Source organism: Sphingomonas sp. NBWT7 (assembly GCF_014217605.1).
GTDB lineage: Bacteria > Pseudomonadota > Alphaproteobacteria > Sphingomonadales > Sphingomonadaceae > Sphingomonas.
Genome location: NZ_CP043639.1, coordinates 2,654,402 through 2,674,044 on the forward strand (window position 1 = coordinate 2,654,402; position 19,643 = coordinate 2,674,044).

The following is a 19,643-nucleotide window of genomic DNA, read 5'->3' on the forward strand; positions in this document are numbered from 1 at the left end:
TTATGCGATCTTGGCGCGGTTCGTCCGCAGGACGGGCTGAACCGCGACTGAAGTGTCGTCCCGGCGGCCGTAGCCGGGGGACGACGCGTGGCTATGTCCGACGCGCCGCGCCGGTACGCGTGGCGGCTCAGTTCGTTGGCGTTTCCCAGAAATATGCGCCGCGCTTCGCGGTGCCGGTCGTGACCTCGTCGAGCGTCTTCGCATCGTAGAGGCGTCCGCCGAGCATCACCTGGCGCACCTTGTCGCTGTTGCGGATGTCGGCGGTGGGATCGGCATCGAGCACGACGAGGTCGGCGAGCTTGCCGGCCTCGAGCGAGCCGATGTCGCGCGCCATGCCGAGCGATTGCGCGGAAACGATCGTTCCCGCGCGCAATGCCTCGACCGGCGTCATCCCGCCGCGCACGAACGACCAGAGTTCCCAGTGCGCGCCGATGCCCGCCTGCTGGCCGTGCGCGCCGATCGAGACGAGCACGCCCTTCTTGGCAAGCTTGTTCGCCTCGCGCGCATTGTCGTCATCGACAAAATTGTCGTCCGGCGCCTTGATGCGGCGGGCGTTGTCGGCAAGCAGGCGCGTCGGCGGGGTGTGCGCCTTCAGCAGCGGGTGCGCGAAGACGTCGGTCGCCTGCCGCCAGTACGGGTCACCGGCGAGCCCGCCATAGCTGACCACCAGCGTGGGCGTATAATTCGTCTTCGACGCGGCGAAGAATTGCAGCACGTCGTCGTAGAAGGTTTCGAGCGGGATGTTGTGCTCCAGCGTCGAATTGCCGTCGGCGATGTGGGTGATGTCGAGCCCGTAGAGCGAGCCGCCTTCCGCCACGACCTGCATGTTCTCGCGCCGCGCGGCCTCGGTCACCTGCTGACGTTGATCGCGGCGCGGCTGGTTGTAGTTCTTCACGCTATGGCCGCCCTGCGCCTTCAGCCGGCGGACGTGCGCCAGCGCATCGTCGAGGCTGTCGATCTGCGCGTACACGTCGGCCGCCTTGGCGCCGTACACCACCTTGCCGGTCGAGAAGATGCGCGGCGCGAGGATCAGCCCGGCGCGCTGATATTCAGACGCGGTGAAGATCTCGCTCGAGCGGTTCGACGGATCGTGGATCGTCGTCGTGCCGAGCGCGAGGTTCTGCAACATCGACCAGTTGCGCTGCGGCACCAGCTCATCGCTGCCCGCGGGGCCGTGCGCGTGCGCGTCGATCAGCCCGGGGATGATCGTCTTGCCGGCGGCGTCGATCGTCGTCGCACCGGCGGGGATGGTGGTGGAGGCGCGCGGGCCGACCGCGACGATGCGATCGCCGCGGATCACGATCACGCCGTCCTCGACGATCCCGCCGTCCGCCGCCGCCGGCCCGGCCATCGTCACCAGCTTCGCGCCGGTGATCGCGAGCGTCGCATTCGGCTTGGCCGCGGTTTCATCCATCGCGAGCGATACGCCGCTCGCGGGCGGGGTGAACGACGGCGCGCCGTCGCTGCGCGGCGCATCGGCGAAGAGCCGCACGGTCTCGACGGTGTAGAGTGTCGGCCCGAGGCTCCAGTGCAGCCGCGTGCCGTCGTTCGACCAGTTGATGTAATCCGCGCCGCCTGCGCTCACCTTGGTCACCGGCAGCGCTTTCGCATCGGGCGACAGGCCGACCGACTGGCCGCCGGGCATCAGCGGCACCACGTAAGCCGCGTAATTCTGGCGGAACGCGACGTACTCGCCGGTCGGCGAGACGATGTAATCGGTCGCGAGCTCGCCGCCGGCATGGACGCGCTTCGCCTCGCCCGACAGATCGGTGCTGACGAGCTGGCGCACCGATTTGCCGTCCTTGCGCTCGTCCTCGAGCATGAACAGGCGGTCGTTTGCGGCACCGAATTGCGGCGCCGCCGCTCCGCGCGCGACGCGGGTGATCGCGCCGCCCGTCGCGGCGATGCGATAGACGCCGGGATCTTCCGACCATTTCGAGCTGGTGAGGCCGCCGGCGCCGGTGCGCTCGAATACGATCGTCTTGCCGTCGGGCGAGAAGCGCGGGCGCGCATAATGGCCGGGCTGGGTCGTCACGTCGCGCGGGTTCCCGCCGCCGGCGGCAACGGTCCGCAGCCGGCCGAGCCCGTCGTCGGTCCAGCTGACGAAGACGAGGTTCTTGCCGTCACGCGACCAGCTGGGGAACAGTTCGAACCCGTCGTCGCCGCGCGTCAGCCGGCGCGGCGCGCCGCCCGCGAGTGGTTTCAACCACAGCTTGCCGAGCGTTTCGAACACCACCTGCCGCCCGTCGGGGGAGACGCTGGCGAAGCGCGGCATCGCGGTGATGAAGCGATCGGGCGCGACCGCGATCTGCGGATGCGGCCCGTCGATCACCCCGCGCGTGTCGTTGATTGCGAAGGGGATCTCGCGCGCGTTGGAGCCATCGGCGTCGATGCGGCGGATTTTGCCCTTCGCCCAGAAGACGAGGCCCTGGCTGTCGGGCAGCCACGCCATGTTGGGATAGACGCCGGTGACCGCCCAGGTTTCCTGCACGTCCTGGTCGAGATCGTCGTAGATCTTGCGCTCCTCGCCCGAGGCGAGATCCTTGACGTAGAGCTTCGAGCGCGTCGCCTCGCGGCGGACGAAGGCGATCTTGCGGCCGTCGGGCGAGGGGGTGGGGCGCACCGCGCCGCCCGCGCCGGTCACCGCCTTGGTCACCTCGCCGGTCTCGAGATCGTAGCGCTCGATGTCGAACAGATCGGTGTTCGAATCCTGCGCATATTCGAAGATCGGGCCGGGGGTGACGTTGCGCGTGTAGAAGACTGACTTGCCGTCGGCGGCGTAGATCGGCTCGCCGAGTTCCTTTTGGTGCGTCTCGTTCGGGCGCTTGACCAGCACGACGCCGGCGCCGCCCGAGACGTGGTACATCCACACCTCGCCGGTGCCCAATGAGCGGCCGGTGGTGAAATGCTTCTTGGCGACGATGAAGCGGCCGTCCTTGCTCCAGCTCGGCTGGTTCAAGAGGCGGAAGTCTTCCTTCGTCACCTGCCGCTTGTCGCTGCCGTCGACGTTCATCACCCAGATGTTGTCGCCGCCGCCGCGATCGGAGGTGAAGGCGATGCGGCGCCCTTCGGGCGAGAAGCGCGGCTGCACTTCATAGGCGAGACCCTCGGCGATGCGCGTCGGCGTGCCGCCGGCGATCGGCATCGTGTAGATGTCGCCGAGCAGCGTGAAGGCGAGCGTGCGGCCGTCGGGGCTGACGTCGACATCCATCCAGCTGCCCTCGCTGGTGCGGATCGGCACCTGGCGGACGGTGGCGCCGGCGGGGGCGTTGACGTTCCACTTCGTTGGCTTGCCGGGCGTGGCCGCGTCGACGGCGGCGGGAGCTGGGGCGCTGGCGGGGGTGGGAGCAGCGGCCGGGGCGGAAGCGGGTGAAGGCGTGGGCAGCGTGTCGCGCGGCGGGGCCTGCTGCACGCTGCGATCCTCGGGCGCCTGCGTTTGCGCGGGTGTTGGCTGGACCGGCGCGGCGACCTGCGCGGGCGCGCCGTGCGCGGCGAGGGCCGTGAGGGAGACGAGCGACGCCGCGTAGAACTTCATGAAAACCCCCAGGAAACGGCCGACGCAAAGAACGGCAAGAAGATTGCCCTACTATGCGCCGCGCGCGGCGGGTGGCAAGGCACGCGCGACGAGCCGAACGGCCGCGAGCGGGGGGGGATGATGGACGAGCGTTGCGTGCTGATTGCGGGGGCAAGCGGGGTGATCGGGCAATCCGCGGTGGCGCGCTTCGCCGCCGACGGCTGGCGCATCCTCGCGGTGTCGCGCCGCGCGCCCGACGTCGATGCGGGTGTGGCGTACGAGCACGTGCCGCTCGATCTGACCGACGCGGACGCGTGCCGCGCGGCGGCGGCAGGGTTCGCGGGGGTGACGCACGTCGTCTACGCCGCGCTGTACGAGAAGCCGGGGCTGTACGCGGGCTGGTTCGAGGCGGACCAGATGGAAACCAACCTCGCGATGCTGCGCAACCTGATGGAGCCGCTGCTCGCCGCGGCGCGCGGGCTGCGGCACGTCAGCGTGTTCCAGGGCACCAAGGCCTATGGCGCGCACCTCCACTCGATCGCGCTGCCGGCGAAGGAGGATCGGCCGCGCGATCCGCACGCGAACTTCTACTGGCTGCAGGAGGATTGGCTGCGTGAGCGGCGAGCGGGCGCCGACTGGGGGCTGACGATCTGGCGGCCACAGGTGGTGTTCGGCGGCGCGACGGGCGTGGCGATGAACATCGTGCCCGTGCTCGGCGCCTATGCCGCGATCTGCCGCGAGCTTGGGCTACCGCTCGCCTATCCCGGGCGGGCGGGCGGGGTCAGCGAGGCGGTCGACGCCGATCTGATCGCCGATGCGCTCGCCTGGGCGGCGGATGCACCGGCGGCGGCGGACGAAACGTACAACATCACCAACGGCGACGTCTTCACCTGGGCCGATGCGTGGCCGGGGATTGCGCAGGCGGTGGGGCTGGAGGCGGCGTACGGCGCGCCGTTCGCGCTGGTCGACCTCCTGCTGGAACACGAGGCGGTGTGGGATCGGCTGGTTGCGCGCCACGGTCTGCGCGCGACGCCGCTGCGCGCGCTGCTCGGCGAATCGCATCATTACGCCGACCTGCTGTTCGGCGTGCACGCGCCCGATCATGCCGCACGCGCGCCAGTGCTGGTGAGCACGATCAAGCTGCGCCAGGCGGGGTTCGGCGCGTGCACCGATACCGACGCGATGTTCGCCAAGTGGCTGGCGCGGCTGGCCGAGCGGCGGATCGTGCCGCCGCCCGGCGCTTGAGCGTCAGATATCGAGCACGATCTTGCCGAAATGCTTGCCCGATTCCTGGTGGCGGAAGGCATCGGCGATCTGTTCGAGCGGGAAGTGGCGGTCGATCACCGGCTTGATCCCGTTGGCCTCGATCGCGCGCACCATGTCCTGCTGGTGCCGGCGCGCGCCGACGGTGAGGCCGATGATGCGCTGGTTGTTGTGCATCACCATGACCGTCGGCACGTGCCCGCCGACGCCGGCGAGGACGCCGATCAGCGAGATGTGGCCACCGGTACGCGTCGCGACGATCGACTGCGGCATGGTGCCCGACCCGCCGATCTCGACGACGTGGTCGACGCCGCGCCCGCCGGTCTTCTCGCGCGCGATCTCGCCCCAATTCTCGTGGCTCTTGTAGTTGATGAGGTGATCGGCGCCCATGCCGCGCAGCCGATCGAGCTTCTCGTCGGACGAGGAGGTGGCGATGACGGTCGCGCCCGCCGCCTTGGCGAACTGCAATGCGAAGATCGAGACGCCGCCGGTGCCCTGGACGAGCACGGTGTCGCCGCTCTTCACCTGTCCGTTGACGACCAGCGCGCGCCACGCAGTGAGCCCGGCGCAGGTGAGCGTCGCCGCCTCCGCATCCGAATAGCCGGCGGGGGCGCGGGTGAAGGCGGTGGCGGCGTTGGTGACATATTCGCGCGCGAAACCGTCCGCCATGTCGCCCGGCACGTCGCCCATCATCGCGCGGTCGGGCTCGCCATCGATCCAGTGCGGGAAGAAGGTGGAGACGACCTTGTCGCCGACTGCGAATTCGGTGACGTCCTCGCCGATCTCGACCACCTCGCCCGCGCCGTCGGACATCGGCACGCGGCCGTCGGGGGTAGGGATCATGCCGGCGACGACGGCATAGTCGTGGAAGTTGAGCGAACTGGCGCGCACGCGCACGACGATCTCGTCGCGGCGCGGTGCAACGCGCTCGGTTTCGGTGACCTTCAGCCGATCGAGGCCGCCGGGTTTCTCCAACTGGATCGTGCGCATCGTCTCTCCTCGCGTCGGCGCCGTGCGCCGTTGCGCGCCGGGGTAGGGCGCGGGCGGCGGGCGTGCAACGACAAAGTAAGTCGAAGGGCTTAGATACGGCGCAGTGTCAGGCGATCGCCTCGAACAGCTGCTGCACGCGTTCGAGCCGCGCCGGCGCCTCGGCAATCGGCTCGCGCAGCAGGAAGCGGTCCTTTGCCGCCTCCAGCCCGGCGGCCTTCGCGTCGATCGTGCTGCCCCGCCGCGGGGTAAGCGCGATCGCCGCGGGGCCGGCATCGATCCGCGCCACGCCGCTGGCGATCGCGGCGGCACGGATGCGCGCGGTGGCGAGCAGCAATCGCGCTTCGTCTGGCAGCCCGCCGAAGCGGTCCTCGAGCTCGTCCTCGAACGCGTCGAGCGCGCCCTCGTCGGTCAGCCGGGCGAGGCGGGCGTAGAGCGAAACGCGCAGGTCCACGTCGGGAATCCACGCGTCGGGCAGGCGCCCTTCGAGGCCGAGGTTGAGCTCGGGCGACCAGCGCTCGGCATCCTCGCCGCGTGCGGCGCGCAGCGCGCCTTCGAGCAATTGCTGGTATAGCGCGACGCCGATCAGCCGCATGTGGCCCGCCTGCGTATCGCCGAGCAGATCGCCCGCACCGCGCATGTCGAGATCGCGCGCACTGATCGCGAAGCCCGCGCCGAGGCGGTCGAACGCCTCCAGCGTACGTAGCCGCTTCAGCGTTTTCGGCGCGATCGCATCGTCGGCGTTGGTGAACAGCAGCACCTGCCCGCGCCGGCTGCCGCGCCCGACGCGCCCGCGCAGCTGGTGCAGCTGCGACAGGCCGAAGCGATCGGCGCGCATGATCGCCATCGTGTTGGCACGCGGCACGTCGAGCCCAGCCTCGATGATGTTGGTGGCGAGCAGCACGTCGCCGTCGCCGCGCCCGAAGCGCACCATCGCCTCGTCGATCTCCGCCGCGGGCATCTTGCCGTGCGCCTCGAGCACCTCGAGCTCGGGGACGAGCGTCGCGAGTTCGGCGGCGAGCGGCGCCATGTCCTCGATCCGCGGCACGACGACGAAGCTCTGCCCGCCGCGGCTCTGCTCGCGCAGCAGCGCGGCGCGCAACGTGTCGGGCGCGTAGCTGCCCACCGCGGTGCGGATCGGCTGGCGGCGCGCGGGCGGCGTCGCGATGACGGACAATTGCCGCAGCCCGACGAGCGCCGATTGCAGCGTGCGCGGGATCGGCGTGGCGGACAGCGTCAGCACGTGCCCGGCGGACAGATCGCGCAGCCGCTGCTTGTCCGCCGCGCCGAAGCGCTGCTCCTCGTCGATGATGACGAGCGCGAGATCGTGATAGGCGATGCCCTTGGCGGCCACTGCGCCGGTGCCGACGACGACGTGGATCGAGCCGTCATTCAGCCCCGCCTTCACCTGCTTCTTCTCCGCCGCGGAGGACAGGCGCGAGAGGCCGGCGACGACGATCCCCGTGCCCTCGAATCGCTCGGTGAACTCCTCGATATGCTGGCGGGCGAGCACGGTGGTGGGGGCGGCGAGTGCGACCTGCTTGCCGGCGAGCGCGGCAAGCGCGGCGGCGCGCAGCGCGACCTCGGTCTTGCCGAAACCGACGTCGCCGACGATCAGCCGGTCCATCGGGCGGCCCGAGGCGAGATCGGCACGCACGGCGTCGATCGCGGCGAGCTGATCGGCGGTCTCGCTATAGGGGAAGCCTGCGGCGAAGCGTTCGTAGGCGGCGGTATCGGGATCGAGGACGGGCGCGGTGCGCGTCGCGCGTTCCGCCGCGAGCGCCGTCAGCTGCCGTGCGCTCTCCGCGATCGCGACGTCGATCTCGGCGCGGCGCTTCTGCCAGCTCGATCCGTCGAGCTTGTCGAGCGTGACGGCATCTTCTTCCGCGCCGTAGCGCCACAGCCGGTCCGCCTCCGCCACGGGGACGAGGCGCACCGCATCGGCGGCGTAGACGAGCTTGATCGCCTCGCCCCCGCCCTGCGCCTCGGGCAAGGCCTCGAGCCCGGCGACCTGGCCGATGCCGTGATCCTCGTGGATGACGAGATCGCCGACGCGGATCTCGGTCGCCTGCGCGAACACCGGCTCGGCGACGTGCTGAACGCCGTCGTCGCGCTCGGCGCGGCTGCCGAGCAGATCGGCGGCGGCGACCGCGAGCACGCCGTCGCGGCGGAAGCCACGATCGGCGGTCATGGTCAGCGTGACGAAGCTGCCGGATTTGGCGCGGAGCGCATCGGCCCAGGAGGAAACGGCGGTCGCTTCCACCTTGAGGACGTTGGCGGCGCGGCGCGTCAGGTAGCGCAGATCGCGCGCGGTGCCGATCAGCACGACGCGCTGCTTCGCCTCAAGCGCGGCGCGCCCCTCCTTGCCGAACGCGCGTAGGGGGGCGGCGCCCTCGACGAAGCGCGGCGGCGGATCGCCGGCGCGGGTCGCGTCGATCCGCTCACGCGTCGCCAGCGCCGCCTTCCACTGCTCTGCATCGAGCAGATCGCGCAGCGCGCGCTTGGGGCGGCGGCGCGCGATATCGGCGGCGAGCGCGAGCACGCGGCGGCGGCGATCCTCCGCCGCCGCGCCGATCACCAGCCGCGCGCCGGGCAGGTGATCGATCAGTGCGACACGCTCCTTTCCGAGCGGCGGTTCTGCGACGCGGCCGAGTTCCTGCCGCTCGATCTCGCCCACGCTGCGCTGATCGGCGGGATCGTAGCAGCGAATCGCCGCCACCTTGCCGTCGTCCGCCTCGATGCGCAGCGGACGCCGCGCGTCGGCAGGAAATACGTCGAGCACCTGGCCGCGCAACGCGATCTCGCCCGGCTCGTCGACGCGCTCGTCGGCGACATAGCCGAGCTCAGTCAGCTTCTCGAACAGTGCCGGAAGGTCGATCGGCTTGCCGAGCGCGACCACCGGCGGCTCGGCGGCGAATTCGGCAGGCGGGGGATAGGCCCGCGCGAGCGCCTCGCCCGTCGTGATGAGCGCGATTCGCGGCCGCTTCCTGCGCGCCAGCAGCGTGTGGAGCTGGCGCAAAGCCGAAGCGCGCTGGCCGACGTTCTCGGGCGAGGCGGGCGCCGCGTCGCCGGGCAGCGCATCGCTGCCGGGGCAGAATAGCACGCAGGCATCGGGCACCGCGGCGCCCAGCGCGTGCGCGAGCGCGAGCCCACGCGCCTCGTCGGCCGCCGCGACGATCAGATCGCCGTCCGCCACCACCTCCGCCAAGGCAGCCGCGCTTTCGGCGATGCCGAGCGTCGGCGCGATTGGCGAGGGATCGGGCATGGCGGACCTTTCAGCGGGGAACGGCCCGAACGGGCGGCTACCGGCTGCGTTCCGCCCGGCTGATCTCGATCAATACGGCGCCGACACCGATGCGGTCAGCGGCGCGGCGTGCGCGCCGGCGGACGGCCAGACGGCGGGCGGGCGCCGGCGGGCGGACGGCCCGCCCCGCCGGTGCGCGGGGCGGCGGCGGGCGGACGATCCGACACCTCGATCAGCACGTCGTCCTCCGCGCTGGCAGTGCGGGCCACCGACGCTTGGAACTTGGCGGCGAGCGCGCGCGGGATCTGGAACGCGGTTTCGTTCGGGCCGATACGGATCGCGCCGATATCGTTCTTGGTCAGATGCCCGCGGCGGCAGATCAGCGGCATGATCCAGCGCGGATCGGCATTCTGCCGCCGGCCGATGTTCATGCGGAACCACACGATGTCCTCGAAACCGGGGCGGTGCTTCTCGCGCTGTGCGGCGCGCTGCGCCTCGGGCGTCGCGGCGACGATCTCCTCGGGCGCGGGCATCGCGTTGCGATAGGCGTGAACCAGCGCGGCGGCGATATCCTCCGCGCTCTTCTCCGCCATCAGCCGCTCGATCAGCGGGCGATCCTCTTCGTCGCTCTCGGTCGGCGCGAGCAATTGCTCGAGCAGCCGCTCGCGATCCTTGGCGCGCACGTCTTCCGGCGTCGGCGCGTTGGTCCATTCCACCGGGATGCGCGCGCCGCGCAGCATCGCTTCGGCCCAGCGGCGGCGCTGGAACGGCACGATCAGCACCGCGGTGCCCTTCTTGCCCGCGCGCCCGGTGCGGCCGGAGCGATGCTGCAGCGTTTCCGCATCGCGCGGGAGCTCGACGTGGATGACGAGGCTGAGCGTCGGCAGATCGATGCCGCGTGCCGCTACGTCGGTCGCGACGCAGACGCGCGCGCGGCGATCACGCAGCGCCTGCAGCGCGGCATTGCGCTCGTTCTGGCTGTGCTCGCCCGAGAGCGCCACGGCGGTGAAGCCGCGCTCGACCAAGCTGGCGTGGAGATGGCGGACGTTGTCGCGCGTTGCGCAGAACAGCATCGCCGTTTCCGCCTCGTGCAGCCGCAGCAGGTTGATCACCGCATGTTCGATGTCCGACGGGCTGACCGTGACCGCCTGGTAGGTGATGTCGCCGTGCCCGCGATCCTCCTCCACCGTCGAGATGCGCAGCGCATCCTTCTGGTAACGGCGCGCGAGCTGGACGATCGGCTTGGGCATCGTCGCCGAGAACAGCAGCGTGCGGCGCTCGGTCGGCGTTGCGTCGAGGATTGCTTCGAGATCCTCCCGGAAGCCCATGTCGAGCATCTCGTCCGCCTCGTCGAGCACCGCGGCTTTTAACGCGGAGAGATCGAGTGCGCCGCGTTCGATATGGTCGCGCAGCCGCCCCGGCGTGCCGACGACGATGTGCGCGCCGTGGTTGAGGTTGCGGCGCTCCTTGGAGGCATCCATCCCGCCGACGCAGGTGACGACACGCGCGCCGGTCGGCCCGTAGAGCCAGATGAGCTCGCGGCTGACCTGCAGCGCGAGCTCGCGCGTCGGGGCGATCACCAGCGCGAGCGGCTCGCGCGAAGGCAGGATGCGTTCGTCCTCGCCGACCAGCTCGGGCGCCATCGCCAGCCCGAACGCGACCGTCTTGCCCGAGCCGGTGCGGGCGGAAACGATGAGGTCGCGGCCGGCAGCGTCGGGCTCGAGAACGGCCGCCTGGACCGGGGTGGGCGCTTCATAGCCGCGCGCGGCGAGCGCGCCGGCGAGCGGCGCGGGTAGGGTATCGAATGGCATGATTGCCTGCCACATGGCGTTTTTGTGCGTCAAAGCAAGGGCGTTGACCAGCCCGGCGCACTTATCGCGGGGCGATCAACGGCTTAGCGGACGGCAATTCTTAGGCCGCGGCGCGGATCAGCCGTCGAGGATCGAATCGATCGCGCTCGCCAGTTCGATGTCGCGTTCGGACAGGCCGCCGGCATCGTGCGTCGTCAACGTGATCTCGACGCGGTTCCACACGTTGGTCCATTCGGGATGGTGATCGGCCTTCTCGGCGATCAACGCGACCTGCGTCATGAAGCCGAACGCCTCGGCGAAATCGGTGAACACGATCGAGCGCGTGATCGCGTCGCGCCCTTCGTCGTAATCCCAGTCGGGCAGGGTATCGAGCGCGTCGGCCCGCTCGGTTTCGCTCAGCTGATCGACCATCGCGCCTGTTCCTTGGCCCCGCGCACCCGCTTGTCGCGTGCCGGTGCCCCCGCCTATGGCGAAACGCGATGAGCGGACAAGACCTTCCGGGCGAGGCGCCCTCGCTCGACGCGATCGAGCGCCACGCGCGGCAGGTGATCGAGCGGCTGCCGGCGGCGCTCCGCGCGCACCTCGGCGACGTCGTGCTGCTGGTCGAGGAAGAGGCCGACGTCGAGACGCTGGCGAGCCTCGGCATCGACCACCCGCTCGATCTGTCGGGCGTGTATCACGGACGGCCGGTCGGCGAGAAATCGGCGTTCGACAGCGGCGGGATGCCCGATCGCATCCACCTCTATCGCCAGGCGATCCTTGCCGAATGGTGCGAGACGGGGGTGCGGCTCGACGATCTGGTGACGCACGTGACGATCCACGAGATCGGGCATCACTTCGGGCTGAGCGACGACGATATGCACGCGCTCGAGGATCAGGTGGCGGATTGAGCGGCGCGCTGGCGGCGGACGATGTCGCGTGCCGGCGCGGCGGGCGGCTGGTGTTCGCCAACGTGTCCTTTGCGCTGGGGGCGGGCGACGCGCTGGTCGTCGCCGGGCCGAACGGCTGCGGCAAGTCGAGCCTGCTGCGGCTGATGGCGGGGCTCGCCGCGCCGTTCGCGGGGGCTGTGACACGGAAAGGCGCGACTGCGCTGCTCGGCGAGGCGAGCGCGCTCGACGGGGAATTGCGGCTCGGCGATGCGCTGTCCTTCTGGGCGCGGCTCGACGATCGTGCGACGGTCACCTCACGCGTCGCGGCGGCACTCGGCGATGTCGGGCTGGCGGCGCTGTCGGACGTGCCGGTGCGGATGCTGTCGACCGGCCAGCGGCGGCGCGCGGCACTGGCGCGAGTGATCGCGGGCGACGCGGCGATCTGGCTGCTCGACGAGCCGGCGAGCGGGCTCGACGCCGCCTCGATCGCGCTGCTGGAGACGGTGATCGCGCGCCACCGCGCCGCGGGCGGCATCGCCGTGGTGGCGACGCACCAGCCGATCGCACTGCCGGGCACGGCGGCGATCGATCTCGCGGCGCACCAGGCGGCGGCGGCATGATCGCGCTGATCTGGCGCGACGTGCGGCGCGGCTATGGCGGCGGCGGCGCGACGCTGACGGTCGCGTTCTTCCTGCTCGTCGCGATCCTGTTTCCGTTCGCGATTGGGCCCGATGCCGCGCTGCTTGCGCGCGTCGGCGGCGGGGTGATCTGGGCTGCGGCGCTGCTCGCCGCGCTGCTGCCTATCGAGCGGCTGATCGGCCCCGATCTCGATGCGGGGGTGATCGATCAGCTGGCGGTGCGCGGCTATCCGCTGACGGGCGTGGCGGCAGCGAAGGTGGTGGCGCACTGGCTGGCGTTCGCCCCCCCGGTGATGGCGGCAGCGGTCGTCGCCGCGGGGCTGCTCACGATCGATGCGACGACGCTTGCGCGGATCGAGCTCGGGCTGCTGCTCGGCACGCCGGGGCTCGCCGCGCTCGCGGTGGCGACGGGCGCACTGACGACGGGGCTGCGCGGCGCGGGCGCGATTGCGGGGCTCGTGATGCTGCCGCTCGCCATCCCGCTGCTGATCTTCGGCGCGGGTGCTGTGGACGGCGGGGCGGGTGGGCTCAAGCTACTCGCCGCAGTGAGCCTGTTGCTGGTGGTAGGGGCGCCGATCGTCGCCGCGGGGGCGATGCGCGTCGCGATCGAGTAGCAACGCGCGCGGACGCTAGCGCAGCGGTTTGCCCGAATCCTTCCAGCGGTCGAGGATCTGCGATTCGGCCGTCGCTGCCGACGCGGCGCTGGGCGCGATCGGGGCGCCGCTGTCCTGATGCGCCGGCTGGATCTGCGCCGGGGCGGTGACGGGCGGCGCGACGGGGACCGGCCGCGCGAGGGCGATGGCAGGAAGCGGGATCGTCGCCTTCGGCAACGGGCCGGGCACGGGCTCGTTGCCCCGATAGCGCTGGTGGAAGGCCGACGCGGTGCCCCAATAGCCTTTCCAGCGGTGGAAGAAATGCGCGCCGATCGCGTCGGTCATCACCAGCGGGCGGTTCCACGCCGGGGTGACGGCATAGGTGTGATAGTGCGTCGCCAGCCCGACCGGCGCGAAGACATAGCCGCCGAGCGCCGCCGCCGCGTTGCGCGCGGCGCGTGCCCAGGCCGAGCGCGACGGGATGCGCGCCATCGATCCATCGCAGGCATAGCTGAACTGGCACCCGCTCGCGCGGTCCGATCCCTGGTAGATCACGCCGCAGACGGTGGCGGGGAAGGCCGGATGGCGGACGCGGTTGAGCACGACCTGCGCCACCGCGCGCTGTCCGTCGTCGGGCTCCGACGCGGCTTCGTAATAGATCGCGCTCGTCAGGCATTCGAGCGCGCGTGCGCGGTCGAGGCTGGAGGCGCCACGTAGCGTGAAGGGGGCCGCGGGGATGATGCCGCCGCCCGGTGCCTCCACTAGCGCAGCGGCAGGCACCGCGCCGATCGGGATCGGGGGCAGCGTGGCCGTACCCGTCGCGCCACCGCCCGGCGAAGCGATCGCTGCCGGATCGGGCAGGCGCGCGGGGGCGGCGCTGGACGAGGGGGCACGGTGCTGGCGCGAGGCGGCGGCGGACGCCGGCAGCATCGTCAGTAGTGCCTGCGCGAGAAGCGCGATGATTGCAACGATCGGCACGGCGATCAACGCGGCGCGGCGCCACTTGCGACGCGTCGAGGGGCGCATCGCCTGTTTCAGCGCGGCGCGTTCGCTGGGGTGCAGCGCGACGTAGCTCATCGATCTCCCTCCAGCATGACTGCGACACCAGCGCCGCGCGGGGGGCAGATACGCACGATGGATGAAGATTTCGCCCGCCGTTTGCCGCGTGTGCCGGGGAGAGACGAAAGGTGGTTAACGCAAGCGCTTAGCTTGCGCGGTGCTTACTTCGGCTCGGTCGGCGGCGGCGAAGCGGAGGTACTCAACATGTTGTCGGTGCCATCGTCGGGCATCGGTGCGGCAGTGTTCGACGGGGCTGGGTTAGAAGGGGCTGGGCTAGAAGGCGCGGGGCTCGCAGGGGCGGTGCCATTCTCGACGACGGCAGCGTTGTTGCTCGGCTGCGCCGGGGCAGCGACCTGCGCGAGTGCGGCGGAGGACAGCGCGATGATTGCGACGCTGGCAGAGGTGGCAAGGCGCATGGGTAATTCCTAGGAGCGAATCGGGTCGGGTCAGAATTGCGGGGTCGACGGCGAGGCGCTCGACGAGGGCGGCAGTGCGCCGCTGCCGAGCTGTTGCACGCCCCCCGGTCCGTCGATCGTGGTCGACGTTGGCGGCGGACCCAATGGTGTCGTCGCTGTCCGCGCCGAAAGATCACTGCGCTGCCGATCGAGCGCTGCACGCGTATCGGGCAGCGACGTTGGCGCCGACGACAGCGATCGGTCGATCGCGTTGGGCGTGATGCCTCGCGACATGACGTCAGCAACTTGCGCCGAAGCGCCACCGGTGCCGATCATCGACACGAGAATTACGGGAAACAGGCGCATGGTGGATACCTCTGCGGCAAGGACGCGCCGTCGCATCAGGGGTTCCATCCATGCACGATAGCCCGATCGTTGCCGATCGGGCTATCGCGATGGTTGAACGATCAATCAGCCCTGTGGCGGCGCCGTCGGCGTCATTGCCTGCGGATCGACCGGGGGCGATACGGTGGCCGACGGATCGGTCGGTGTGGTCGTCGCAGCGGGATCGCTTGTCGTTGAGCGGGACATTCCGCCGCGCCGCGCCTTCTTGCTCGCACGATCCGTGGGGGCGGTGTCGACGGACGGTGTCGTCATCGTCTCGGTCGCACCCGGGACGGTCGATTGGGGCATTCCCGCGGCGGGGGTACCGGTGGTGGCGGTCTGCGCCGACGCGGCGGCCGGCAGCGCGAATGCGGCGGCGGCGATCAGAAGAACTTTCATGGGCGACCTCTCCTTGGGTTTAGTCGTTGTAAGAGAACGGATCGCGACCGTCGAAAGTTCATCGGGCCACCGTGCGCACGCCCCGGCCTGTCACGCTTCGTAGGGGCGTACGTCCGCGATCAACCGCACTGGGCGCGGTGCAGCAGCGCCTGATCGGCGAGAACCAGCGCCATCATCGCCTCAACGACGGGAACGCCGCGGATGCCGACACACGGATCGTGCCGCCCCCTGGTCGCGATCTCGGCCGCGGCACCGCCGCACGTGATCGTCTCGACCGGGGTCAGGATCGAGCTGGTCGGCTTGAACGCTACGCGCAGGCGGATCGGCTGGCCCGTCGCGATCCCCCCGGCGATCCCGCCGGCGTGGTTCGACAGGAACGCCGGCCCTGCAGCATCAGCGCCGGGGCGCATGCGATCGGCATTCTCCTCCCCCGACAGGGCGGCCGCGGCGAAACCGTCACCGATCTCGACACCCTTCACCGCGTTGATCGACATCGCGGCGGCCGCAAGCTCGCTGTCGAGCTTGGCGTAGAGCGGCGCGCCCCAACCCGCGGGCACGCCGGTCGCCTCGCACGCGACGATCGCGCCGAGCGACGAGCCGGCCTTGCGCGCGGCGTTGACCTTCTCCTCCCACCGCGCGGCGGCGGCGGGATCGGGGCAGAAGAAGGGGTTGGTGTCGATCAGCGCATCGTCGAACGCAGCAGGATCGATCGCGTCGCCGCCGATCGCCTCGACCCAGGCGCGGATTCGCACCTGCGGGATGACGGCGCGGGCGACCGCGCCCGCGGCGACGCGCGCCGCCGTCTCGCGGGCCGACGATCGCCCGCCGCCACGATAGTCGCGAAAGCCGTATTTCGCGTCATAGGCATAATCGGCGTGACCGGGGCGATACGCCTCGGCGACCTCCGAATAATCCTTCGAGCGCTGGTCAACATTCTCGATCATCAGGCTGATCGGCGTGCCGGTGGTGCGCCCGTCGAACACGCCCGACAGGATGCGCACCTGATCGGGCTCGCGCCGCTGCGTGGTGAAGCGCGACGTGCCGGGGCGCCGCTTGTCGAGCCACGGCTGGATATCACCCTCAGCGAGCGCGATCCCCGGCGGGCAGCCATCGATCACCGCGCCGAGCGCGGGCCCGTGCGATTCGCCCCAGGTGGTGAAACGAAACACGCGGCCGAAGCTATTCCAGCTCATACCGCGCCCAATCGCGCGAAGGCGGGCGCATGATGCGCGGCGTCGCGCACGCCGCACGGCACGAGCCCGCCCTGCAGCGGCAGTGCCATGAGATGCTCCCCGGCGTAGGGCGAAGCGAAGTTGCGCGCGACCGCGGCGTCATAGCCGAAGCGGGCGTAGAAGGCGGGATCGCCCAGAACGAAGCTCAGCACCACACCCGCCGCCTCGAGCCGTTCGTGCGCGGCATGGATCAATGCGTCGGCCACCCCCTGGCGGCGATAGGCGGGCGCGACGGCGATCGGGGCGAGCGCGACGGCGGCGACCGGGCGGTCGTTGACGCTCACCGCCATGCGGCTGAACACCACCGCGCCGACGGTCTCGCCCGTCGCCTCGTCGTCGGCGACCATCGTCAGCACCATGTCGCCCGCGAGGCACAGTTCGCGCACCAGATCGGCCTCGTCCGGCGCGGGAAAACAGGCACGCAGCAGCGCGTCGATGCGCGGCACGTCGGCGGCGGCGGCGGGGCGGATCGCGATCGTCATCAGACGAGCGAGATGTCGGGCGCGTCCTCCGCCTTCATGCCGATGACGTTGTACCCGGCGTCGACGTGATGGATCTCGCCCGTCACGCCGCTGGCGAGATCGCTGAGTAGGTAGAGGCCGGCGCCGCCGACATCCTCGATCGTCACGTTGCGCTTCAGCGGTGAATTATGCTCGTTCCACTTCAGGATCAGGCGGAAATCGCCGATCCCGCTCGCCGCGAGCGTCTTGATCGGCCCGGCGGAGATGGCGTTGACGCGAATGTCGTCGCGCCCGAGATCGACCGCGAGATACTGCACGCTCGATTCGAGCGCCGCCTTGGCGAGCCCCATCACGTTGTAGTGCGGGATGACCTTCTCGGCGCCGTAATAGCTCAGCGTCAGCAGGCTGCCGCCGTCAGGCATCATCTTCGCCGCGCGCTGGCAGACGGCGACGAACGAATAGACGCTGATGTTCATCGTCATCAGGAAATTGTCGAGGCTGGTGTCGACGAAGCGCCCGCGCAGCTCGTTCTTGTCGGAGAAACCGATCGCATGGACGACGAAGTCGATCGTCGGCCATGTCTCGGCGAGCTTCGCGAAGGTCGCGTCGAGCGCGGCCATGTCGCTGACGTCGCAATCGTAGAGATGCGCCGTGCCGAGCTGCTCGGCGAGCGGGCGCACGCGCTTCTCCATCGTCTCGCCCTGGTAGCTGAAGGCGAGCTCGGCGCCCGCCTCGGACAGCTTCTTGGCGATACCCCAGGCGAGGGACTTGTCGTTGGCGAGGCCCATGACGAGCCCCCGCTTGCCTGCCATCAATGCGTTCACGTTGCTGCCTTCGCTCCCGACGGGGTGGGCGCCTGCTCTAACCCGTTCTCCGGGGGTTCCGCCAGTGCCGCGTTGAGATGCGCGCCGAAGACGAGGCCGAGCCCGATCAGGTAGAAGAACAACAGCATGACGACGACGCCGGCGAGGCTGCCGTAGGTAAGATCGTAACCGCCTAGGTTCGCCAGCACGAGTGGGAGCCCTGCCGTCATCCCGATCCACCAGGCGGCGGTGAACAGTGCGCCGGGCCATTTGCGGTTGGTGGAGTAGCGGTACTTGCTGGGGGTGACGAAGTAGAACAGCATGTAGAGCGCGCCGAACATGACGAGGCCGGGGATCGCGCGGCTGATCCCGATCCAGCCGGCGACGTCCTGTGCCCAGGGCACCAGCTTGTAGATGAACTGTTCGGCCGCGAGCAGGATACCCTGAATCAGGAACGAGACCAGCGCGAGGATCACCGAAGCGACGATGCCGAGGCTGAGCCCCAGCCGCGACCGCCACAGCGCTTGGGTACTGTGCGTACCGTAGGCGCGGCGAAAGATCTCACGGATCGTTTCGACGAAGCTGCCGACCGTCCACAGCCCGACCAGCGCGCCGAGCCACAGCAGCGAACCGGTGCGCGCGGTCAGCACGTCGGCGATCGGTTTGCGCAGGATATCGCCGACGTCGGCCGGCAGGACGTGAAGAAAGGATTCGACCGCGGTGCGCGCCTCCGCGCTCTGTCCGAAAACCGACAGGACCGCGGCGGCGACGATGAAGAACGGAAATACCGTCATCAGCGCGAGATAGGCGAGGTTGCCGGCGTGGATGAAGCCATCGGTATAGACACCGAGGCCGGCACGCTTCAGCACCTCAAAGGCGTAACTCCCCGGCCGCACCTTCGCGAGCTGCCGATCGAGCCGAACGCGCGCGGGGCCGTGACGCTTGCGATCCTCCGGCGTCAGCGCGATCGTCGCGTCGGTCAATGATCCTGCCCCCTGTTGCCCAATATCAGACGCCCATGTCGGCGCGCGGGTTCCCCCCTCCCGCCCAGCCGTCGACGAACGCGGAGAGCGTGGCATCGTCGGCGGGGATGTCGATCATCAGCGTGACGAGTTGGTCGCCGCGCGTCCCGTCCTTGCGGTGGAAGCCCTTGCCCTTGAGGCGCAGCGTGCGGCCCGACGACGATCCCGCGGGCACGGTGAGCATCACCGGCTTGTCGACTGTCGGCACTTTGATCGGCCCGCCCTTCACCGCCTCGACGAGCGTGATCGGCAGATCGAGCCGCACATCGTCGCCGTCGCGCATGAAGTAGCGGTGCGGCTGCACGTCGATCGTGACGATCGCGTCGCCCGCGCCGCCCGGTCCAGGCTCGCCCTTGCCGGTGAGGCGCATCTGCGTGCCGCTCTCGACCCCGGCAGGGAGCTTCAAGTCGATCGTCTTGCCATCCGCCAGCGTAATCCGCTGCGGCGCGAGCGCGGCGGCGTCGACGAAGGGGACGCGCAGGCGATAGGCGGCGTTGGCGCCCTTGGGCGGCGGGGCGGCACGCTGCCGTCCGAACCCGCTGGAGAAGCCGCCGCCGCCGAAACCGGCGCCCCCGGCGGTGCGCCCGCCGAATAGCCCTTCGAACAGGTCGGACACGTCGACCCCCTCGCCCGCGCCGCCGAAATCCTGGCTGCGGAAGCCGCCGCCGGGATGGCCGCCGCCAAACCCGGCACCGAAGGGCGAGGCGGGATTGCCGTCACCGTCGATCTCGCCGCGGTCGAAGCGTGCGCGCTTGTCCTTGTCGCTCAGCAGATCGTACGCGGACGTCACCTGGCTGAAGCGTTCGGACGCCTTGGGATTGTCCTTGTTGCGATCGGGATGCAGCTCCTTCGCGAGCTTGCGATACGCTTTCTTGATGTCGGCCTCGGAAGCGCCCCGCGCGACGCCGAGGGTAGAATATGGATCCGCCATTGGTGCCCCGGTTGGTGTATTATGCGACTATGTGGGGG

The 19,643-nt window shown here is 70.2% G+C and carries 18 protein-coding genes; 5 read left to right on the forward strand and 13 right to left on the reverse strand.

The genetic code is table 11. The features are described 5' to 3' along the window. Positions 1-127: 127 nt before the first annotated feature. Positions 128-3,535, reverse strand: coding sequence for an amidohydrolase family protein (locus F1C10_RS12870; RefSeq protein WP_185206731.1), 3,408 nt, complete (start codon positions 3,533-3,535; stop codon positions 128-130). 120 nt (positions 3,536-3,655) lie between these two features. On the opposite strand from F1C10_RS12870, the gene F1C10_RS12875 reads away from it, so the two are divergent. Beyond that, positions 3,656-4,759 carry an NAD-dependent epimerase/dehydratase family protein gene (locus F1C10_RS12875; protein WP_185206733.1) on the forward strand — a complete coding sequence of 368 codons (1,104 nt, stop codon included), beginning with the start codon at positions 3,656-3,658 and terminating at the stop codon, positions 4,757-4,759. A gap of 3 nt (positions 4,760-4,762) precedes the next feature. Here the strand turns inward: F1C10_RS12875 and F1C10_RS12880 are convergent, their stop codons facing one another. The 4 genes from F1C10_RS12880 to F1C10_RS12895 all read right to left on the reverse strand — a co-directional run bounded on the left by F1C10_RS12880 (position 4,763) and on the right by F1C10_RS12895 (position 11,230). Further along, positions 4,763-5,767 carry an NAD(P)-dependent alcohol dehydrogenase gene (locus tag F1C10_RS12880; protein WP_185206735.1) on the reverse strand — a complete coding sequence of 335 codons (1,005 nt, stop codon included), beginning with the start codon at positions 5,765-5,767 and terminating at the stop codon, positions 4,763-4,765. A gap of 106 nt (positions 5,768-5,873) precedes the next feature. Next, positions 5,874-9,029, reverse strand: a complete 3,156-nt coding sequence (locus F1C10_RS12885; protein ID WP_185206737.1) for a helicase-related protein — start codon at positions 9,027-9,029, stop codon at positions 5,874-5,876. 95 nt (positions 9,030-9,124) lie between these two features. Beyond that, complete coding sequence (locus F1C10_RS12890) at positions 9,125-10,819, reverse strand: DEAD/DEAH box helicase (RefSeq protein WP_185206739.1); 1,695 nt, start codon at positions 10,817-10,819, stop codon at positions 9,125-9,127. Positions 10,820-10,936: 117 nt separating this feature from the next. Further along, on the reverse strand, positions 10,937-11,230 hold the full coding sequence (locus F1C10_RS12895; protein WP_185206740.1) for a 4a-hydroxytetrahydrobiopterin dehydratase: 294 nt from the start codon (positions 11,228-11,230) through the stop codon (positions 10,937-10,939). Positions 11,231-11,298: 68 nt separating this feature from the next. On the opposite strand from F1C10_RS12895, the gene F1C10_RS12900 reads away from it, so the two are divergent. The 3 genes from F1C10_RS12900 to F1C10_RS12910 are packed head-to-tail and all read left to right on the forward strand — an operon-like array spanning position 11,299 to position 12,940. Then, on the forward strand, positions 11,299-11,709 hold the full coding sequence (locus F1C10_RS12900) for a metallopeptidase family protein (RefSeq protein WP_185206741.1): 411 nt from the start codon (positions 11,299-11,301) through the stop codon (positions 11,707-11,709). After that, positions 11,706-12,308: a heme ABC exporter ATP-binding protein CcmA gene (ccmA, locus tag F1C10_RS12905; RefSeq protein ID WP_185210304.1), complete on the forward strand. Its 603-nt coding sequence runs from the start codon at positions 11,706-11,708 to the stop codon at positions 12,306-12,308. Before F1C10_RS12900 ends, ccmA begins: the two co-directional genes overlap by 4 nt. Beyond that, a complete protein-coding gene (locus tag F1C10_RS12910; protein WP_185206742.1) occupies positions 12,305-12,940 on the forward strand; it encodes a heme exporter protein CcmB in 636 nt (211 codons plus the stop codon). The genes ccmA and F1C10_RS12910 overlap by 4 nt, the downstream gene beginning before the upstream one ends. A 15-nt stretch (positions 12,941-12,955) precedes the next feature. On the opposite strand, the gene F1C10_RS12915 is transcribed toward F1C10_RS12910, so the two are convergent. Beyond that, entirely contained in the window at positions 12,956-13,996 is a 1,041-nt protein-coding gene (locus F1C10_RS12915) for a cell wall hydrolase (RefSeq protein ID WP_258042916.1), read from the reverse strand. Positions 13,997-14,128: 132 nt separating this feature from the next. On the opposite strand from F1C10_RS12915, the gene F1C10_RS12920 reads away from it, so the two are divergent. After that, positions 14,129-14,407, forward strand: a complete 279-nt coding sequence (locus F1C10_RS12920) for a hypothetical protein (RefSeq protein WP_185206743.1) — start codon at positions 14,129-14,131, stop codon at positions 14,405-14,407. Between the two features lie 17 nt (positions 14,408-14,424). Here the strand turns inward: F1C10_RS12920 and F1C10_RS12925 are convergent, their stop codons facing one another. The 7 genes from F1C10_RS12925 to F1C10_RS12955 form a co-directional block, all read right to left on the reverse strand. Then, the gene (locus F1C10_RS12925; protein ID WP_185206744.1) at positions 14,425-14,775 is read right to left on the reverse strand and encodes a hypothetical protein; all 351 of its coding nucleotides are present in this window, start codon (positions 14,773-14,775) and stop codon (positions 14,425-14,427) included. A 69-nt stretch (positions 14,776-14,844) separates the two neighbouring features. After that, a complete protein-coding gene (locus F1C10_RS12930) occupies positions 14,845-15,156 on the reverse strand; it encodes a hypothetical protein (RefSeq protein ID WP_185206745.1) in 312 nt (103 codons plus the stop codon). 119 nt (positions 15,157-15,275) lie between these two features. Further along, the gene (aroC, locus tag F1C10_RS12935; protein WP_185206746.1) at positions 15,276-16,349 is read right to left on the reverse strand and encodes a chorismate synthase; all 1,074 of its coding nucleotides are present in this window, start codon (positions 16,347-16,349) and stop codon (positions 15,276-15,278) included. Continuing rightward, entirely contained in the window at positions 16,346-16,870 is a 525-nt protein-coding gene (locus tag F1C10_RS12940; protein ID WP_185206747.1) for a GNAT family N-acetyltransferase, read from the reverse strand. The genes aroC and F1C10_RS12940 overlap by 4 nt, the downstream gene beginning before the upstream one ends. Then, entirely contained in the window at positions 16,870-17,673 is an 804-nt protein-coding gene (fabI, locus tag F1C10_RS12945) for an enoyl-ACP reductase FabI (protein ID WP_308458060.1), read from the reverse strand. The genes F1C10_RS12940 and fabI overlap by 1 nt, the downstream gene beginning before the upstream one ends. Continuing rightward, complete coding sequence (locus F1C10_RS12950) at positions 17,670-18,635, reverse strand: YihY/virulence factor BrkB family protein (RefSeq protein ID WP_258042917.1); 966 nt, start codon at positions 18,633-18,635, stop codon at positions 17,670-17,672. Before F1C10_RS12950 ends, fabI begins: the two co-directional genes overlap by 4 nt. A gap of 25 nt (positions 18,636-18,660) precedes the next feature. Further along, a complete protein-coding gene (locus F1C10_RS12955) occupies positions 18,661-19,605 on the reverse strand; it encodes a DnaJ C-terminal domain-containing protein (RefSeq protein WP_185206749.1) in 945 nt (314 codons plus the stop codon). Positions 19,606-19,643: the final 38 nt, after the last annotated feature.

Coding starts and splice junctions, on each gene's coding strand:
- F1C10_RS12870 (WP_185206731.1), bottom strand. CDS start 3,535: ATGAAGTTCTACGCGGCGTCGCTCGTCTCCCTCACGGCCCTCGCCGCG.
- F1C10_RS12875 (WP_185206733.1), top strand. CDS start 3,656: ATGGACGAGCGTTGCGTGCTGATTGCGGGGGCAAGCGGGGTGATCGGG.
- F1C10_RS12880 (WP_185206735.1), bottom strand. CDS start 5,767: ATGCGCACGATCCAGTTGGAGAAACCCGGCGGCCTCGATCGGCTGAAG.
- F1C10_RS12885 (WP_185206737.1), bottom strand. CDS start 9,029: ATGCCCGATCCCTCGCCAATCGCGCCGACGCTCGGCATCGCCGAAAGC.
- F1C10_RS12890 (WP_185206739.1), bottom strand. CDS start 10,819: ATGCCATTCGATACCCTACCCGCGCCGCTCGCCGGCGCGCTCGCCGCG.
- F1C10_RS12895 (WP_185206740.1), bottom strand. CDS start 11,230: ATGGTCGATCAGCTGAGCGAAACCGAGCGGGCCGACGCGCTCGATACC.
- F1C10_RS12900 (WP_185206741.1), top strand. CDS start 11,299: ATGAGCGGACAAGACCTTCCGGGCGAGGCGCCCTCGCTCGACGCGATC.
- F1C10_RS12910 (WP_185206742.1), top strand. CDS start 12,305: ATGATCGCGCTGATCTGGCGCGACGTGCGGCGCGGCTATGGCGGCGGC.
- F1C10_RS12915 (WP_258042916.1), bottom strand. CDS start 13,996: ATGAGCTACGTCGCGCTGCACCCCAGCGAACGCGCCGCGCTGAAACAG.
- F1C10_RS12925 (WP_185206744.1), bottom strand. CDS start 14,775: ATGCGACGGCGCGTCCTTGCCGCAGAGGTATCCACCATGCGCCTGTTT.
- F1C10_RS12930 (WP_185206745.1), bottom strand. CDS start 15,156: ATGAAAGTTCTTCTGATCGCCGCCGCCGCATTCGCGCTGCCGGCCGCC.
- aroC (WP_185206746.1), bottom strand. CDS start 16,349: ATGAGCTGGAATAGCTTCGGCCGCGTGTTTCGTTTCACCACCTGGGGC.
- F1C10_RS12940 (WP_185206747.1), bottom strand. CDS start 16,870: ATGACGATCGCGATCCGCCCCGCCGCCGCCGCCGACGTGCCGCGCATC.
- F1C10_RS12955 (WP_185206749.1), bottom strand. CDS start 19,605: ATGGCGGATCCATATTCTACCCTCGGCGTCGCGCGGGGCGCTTCCGAG.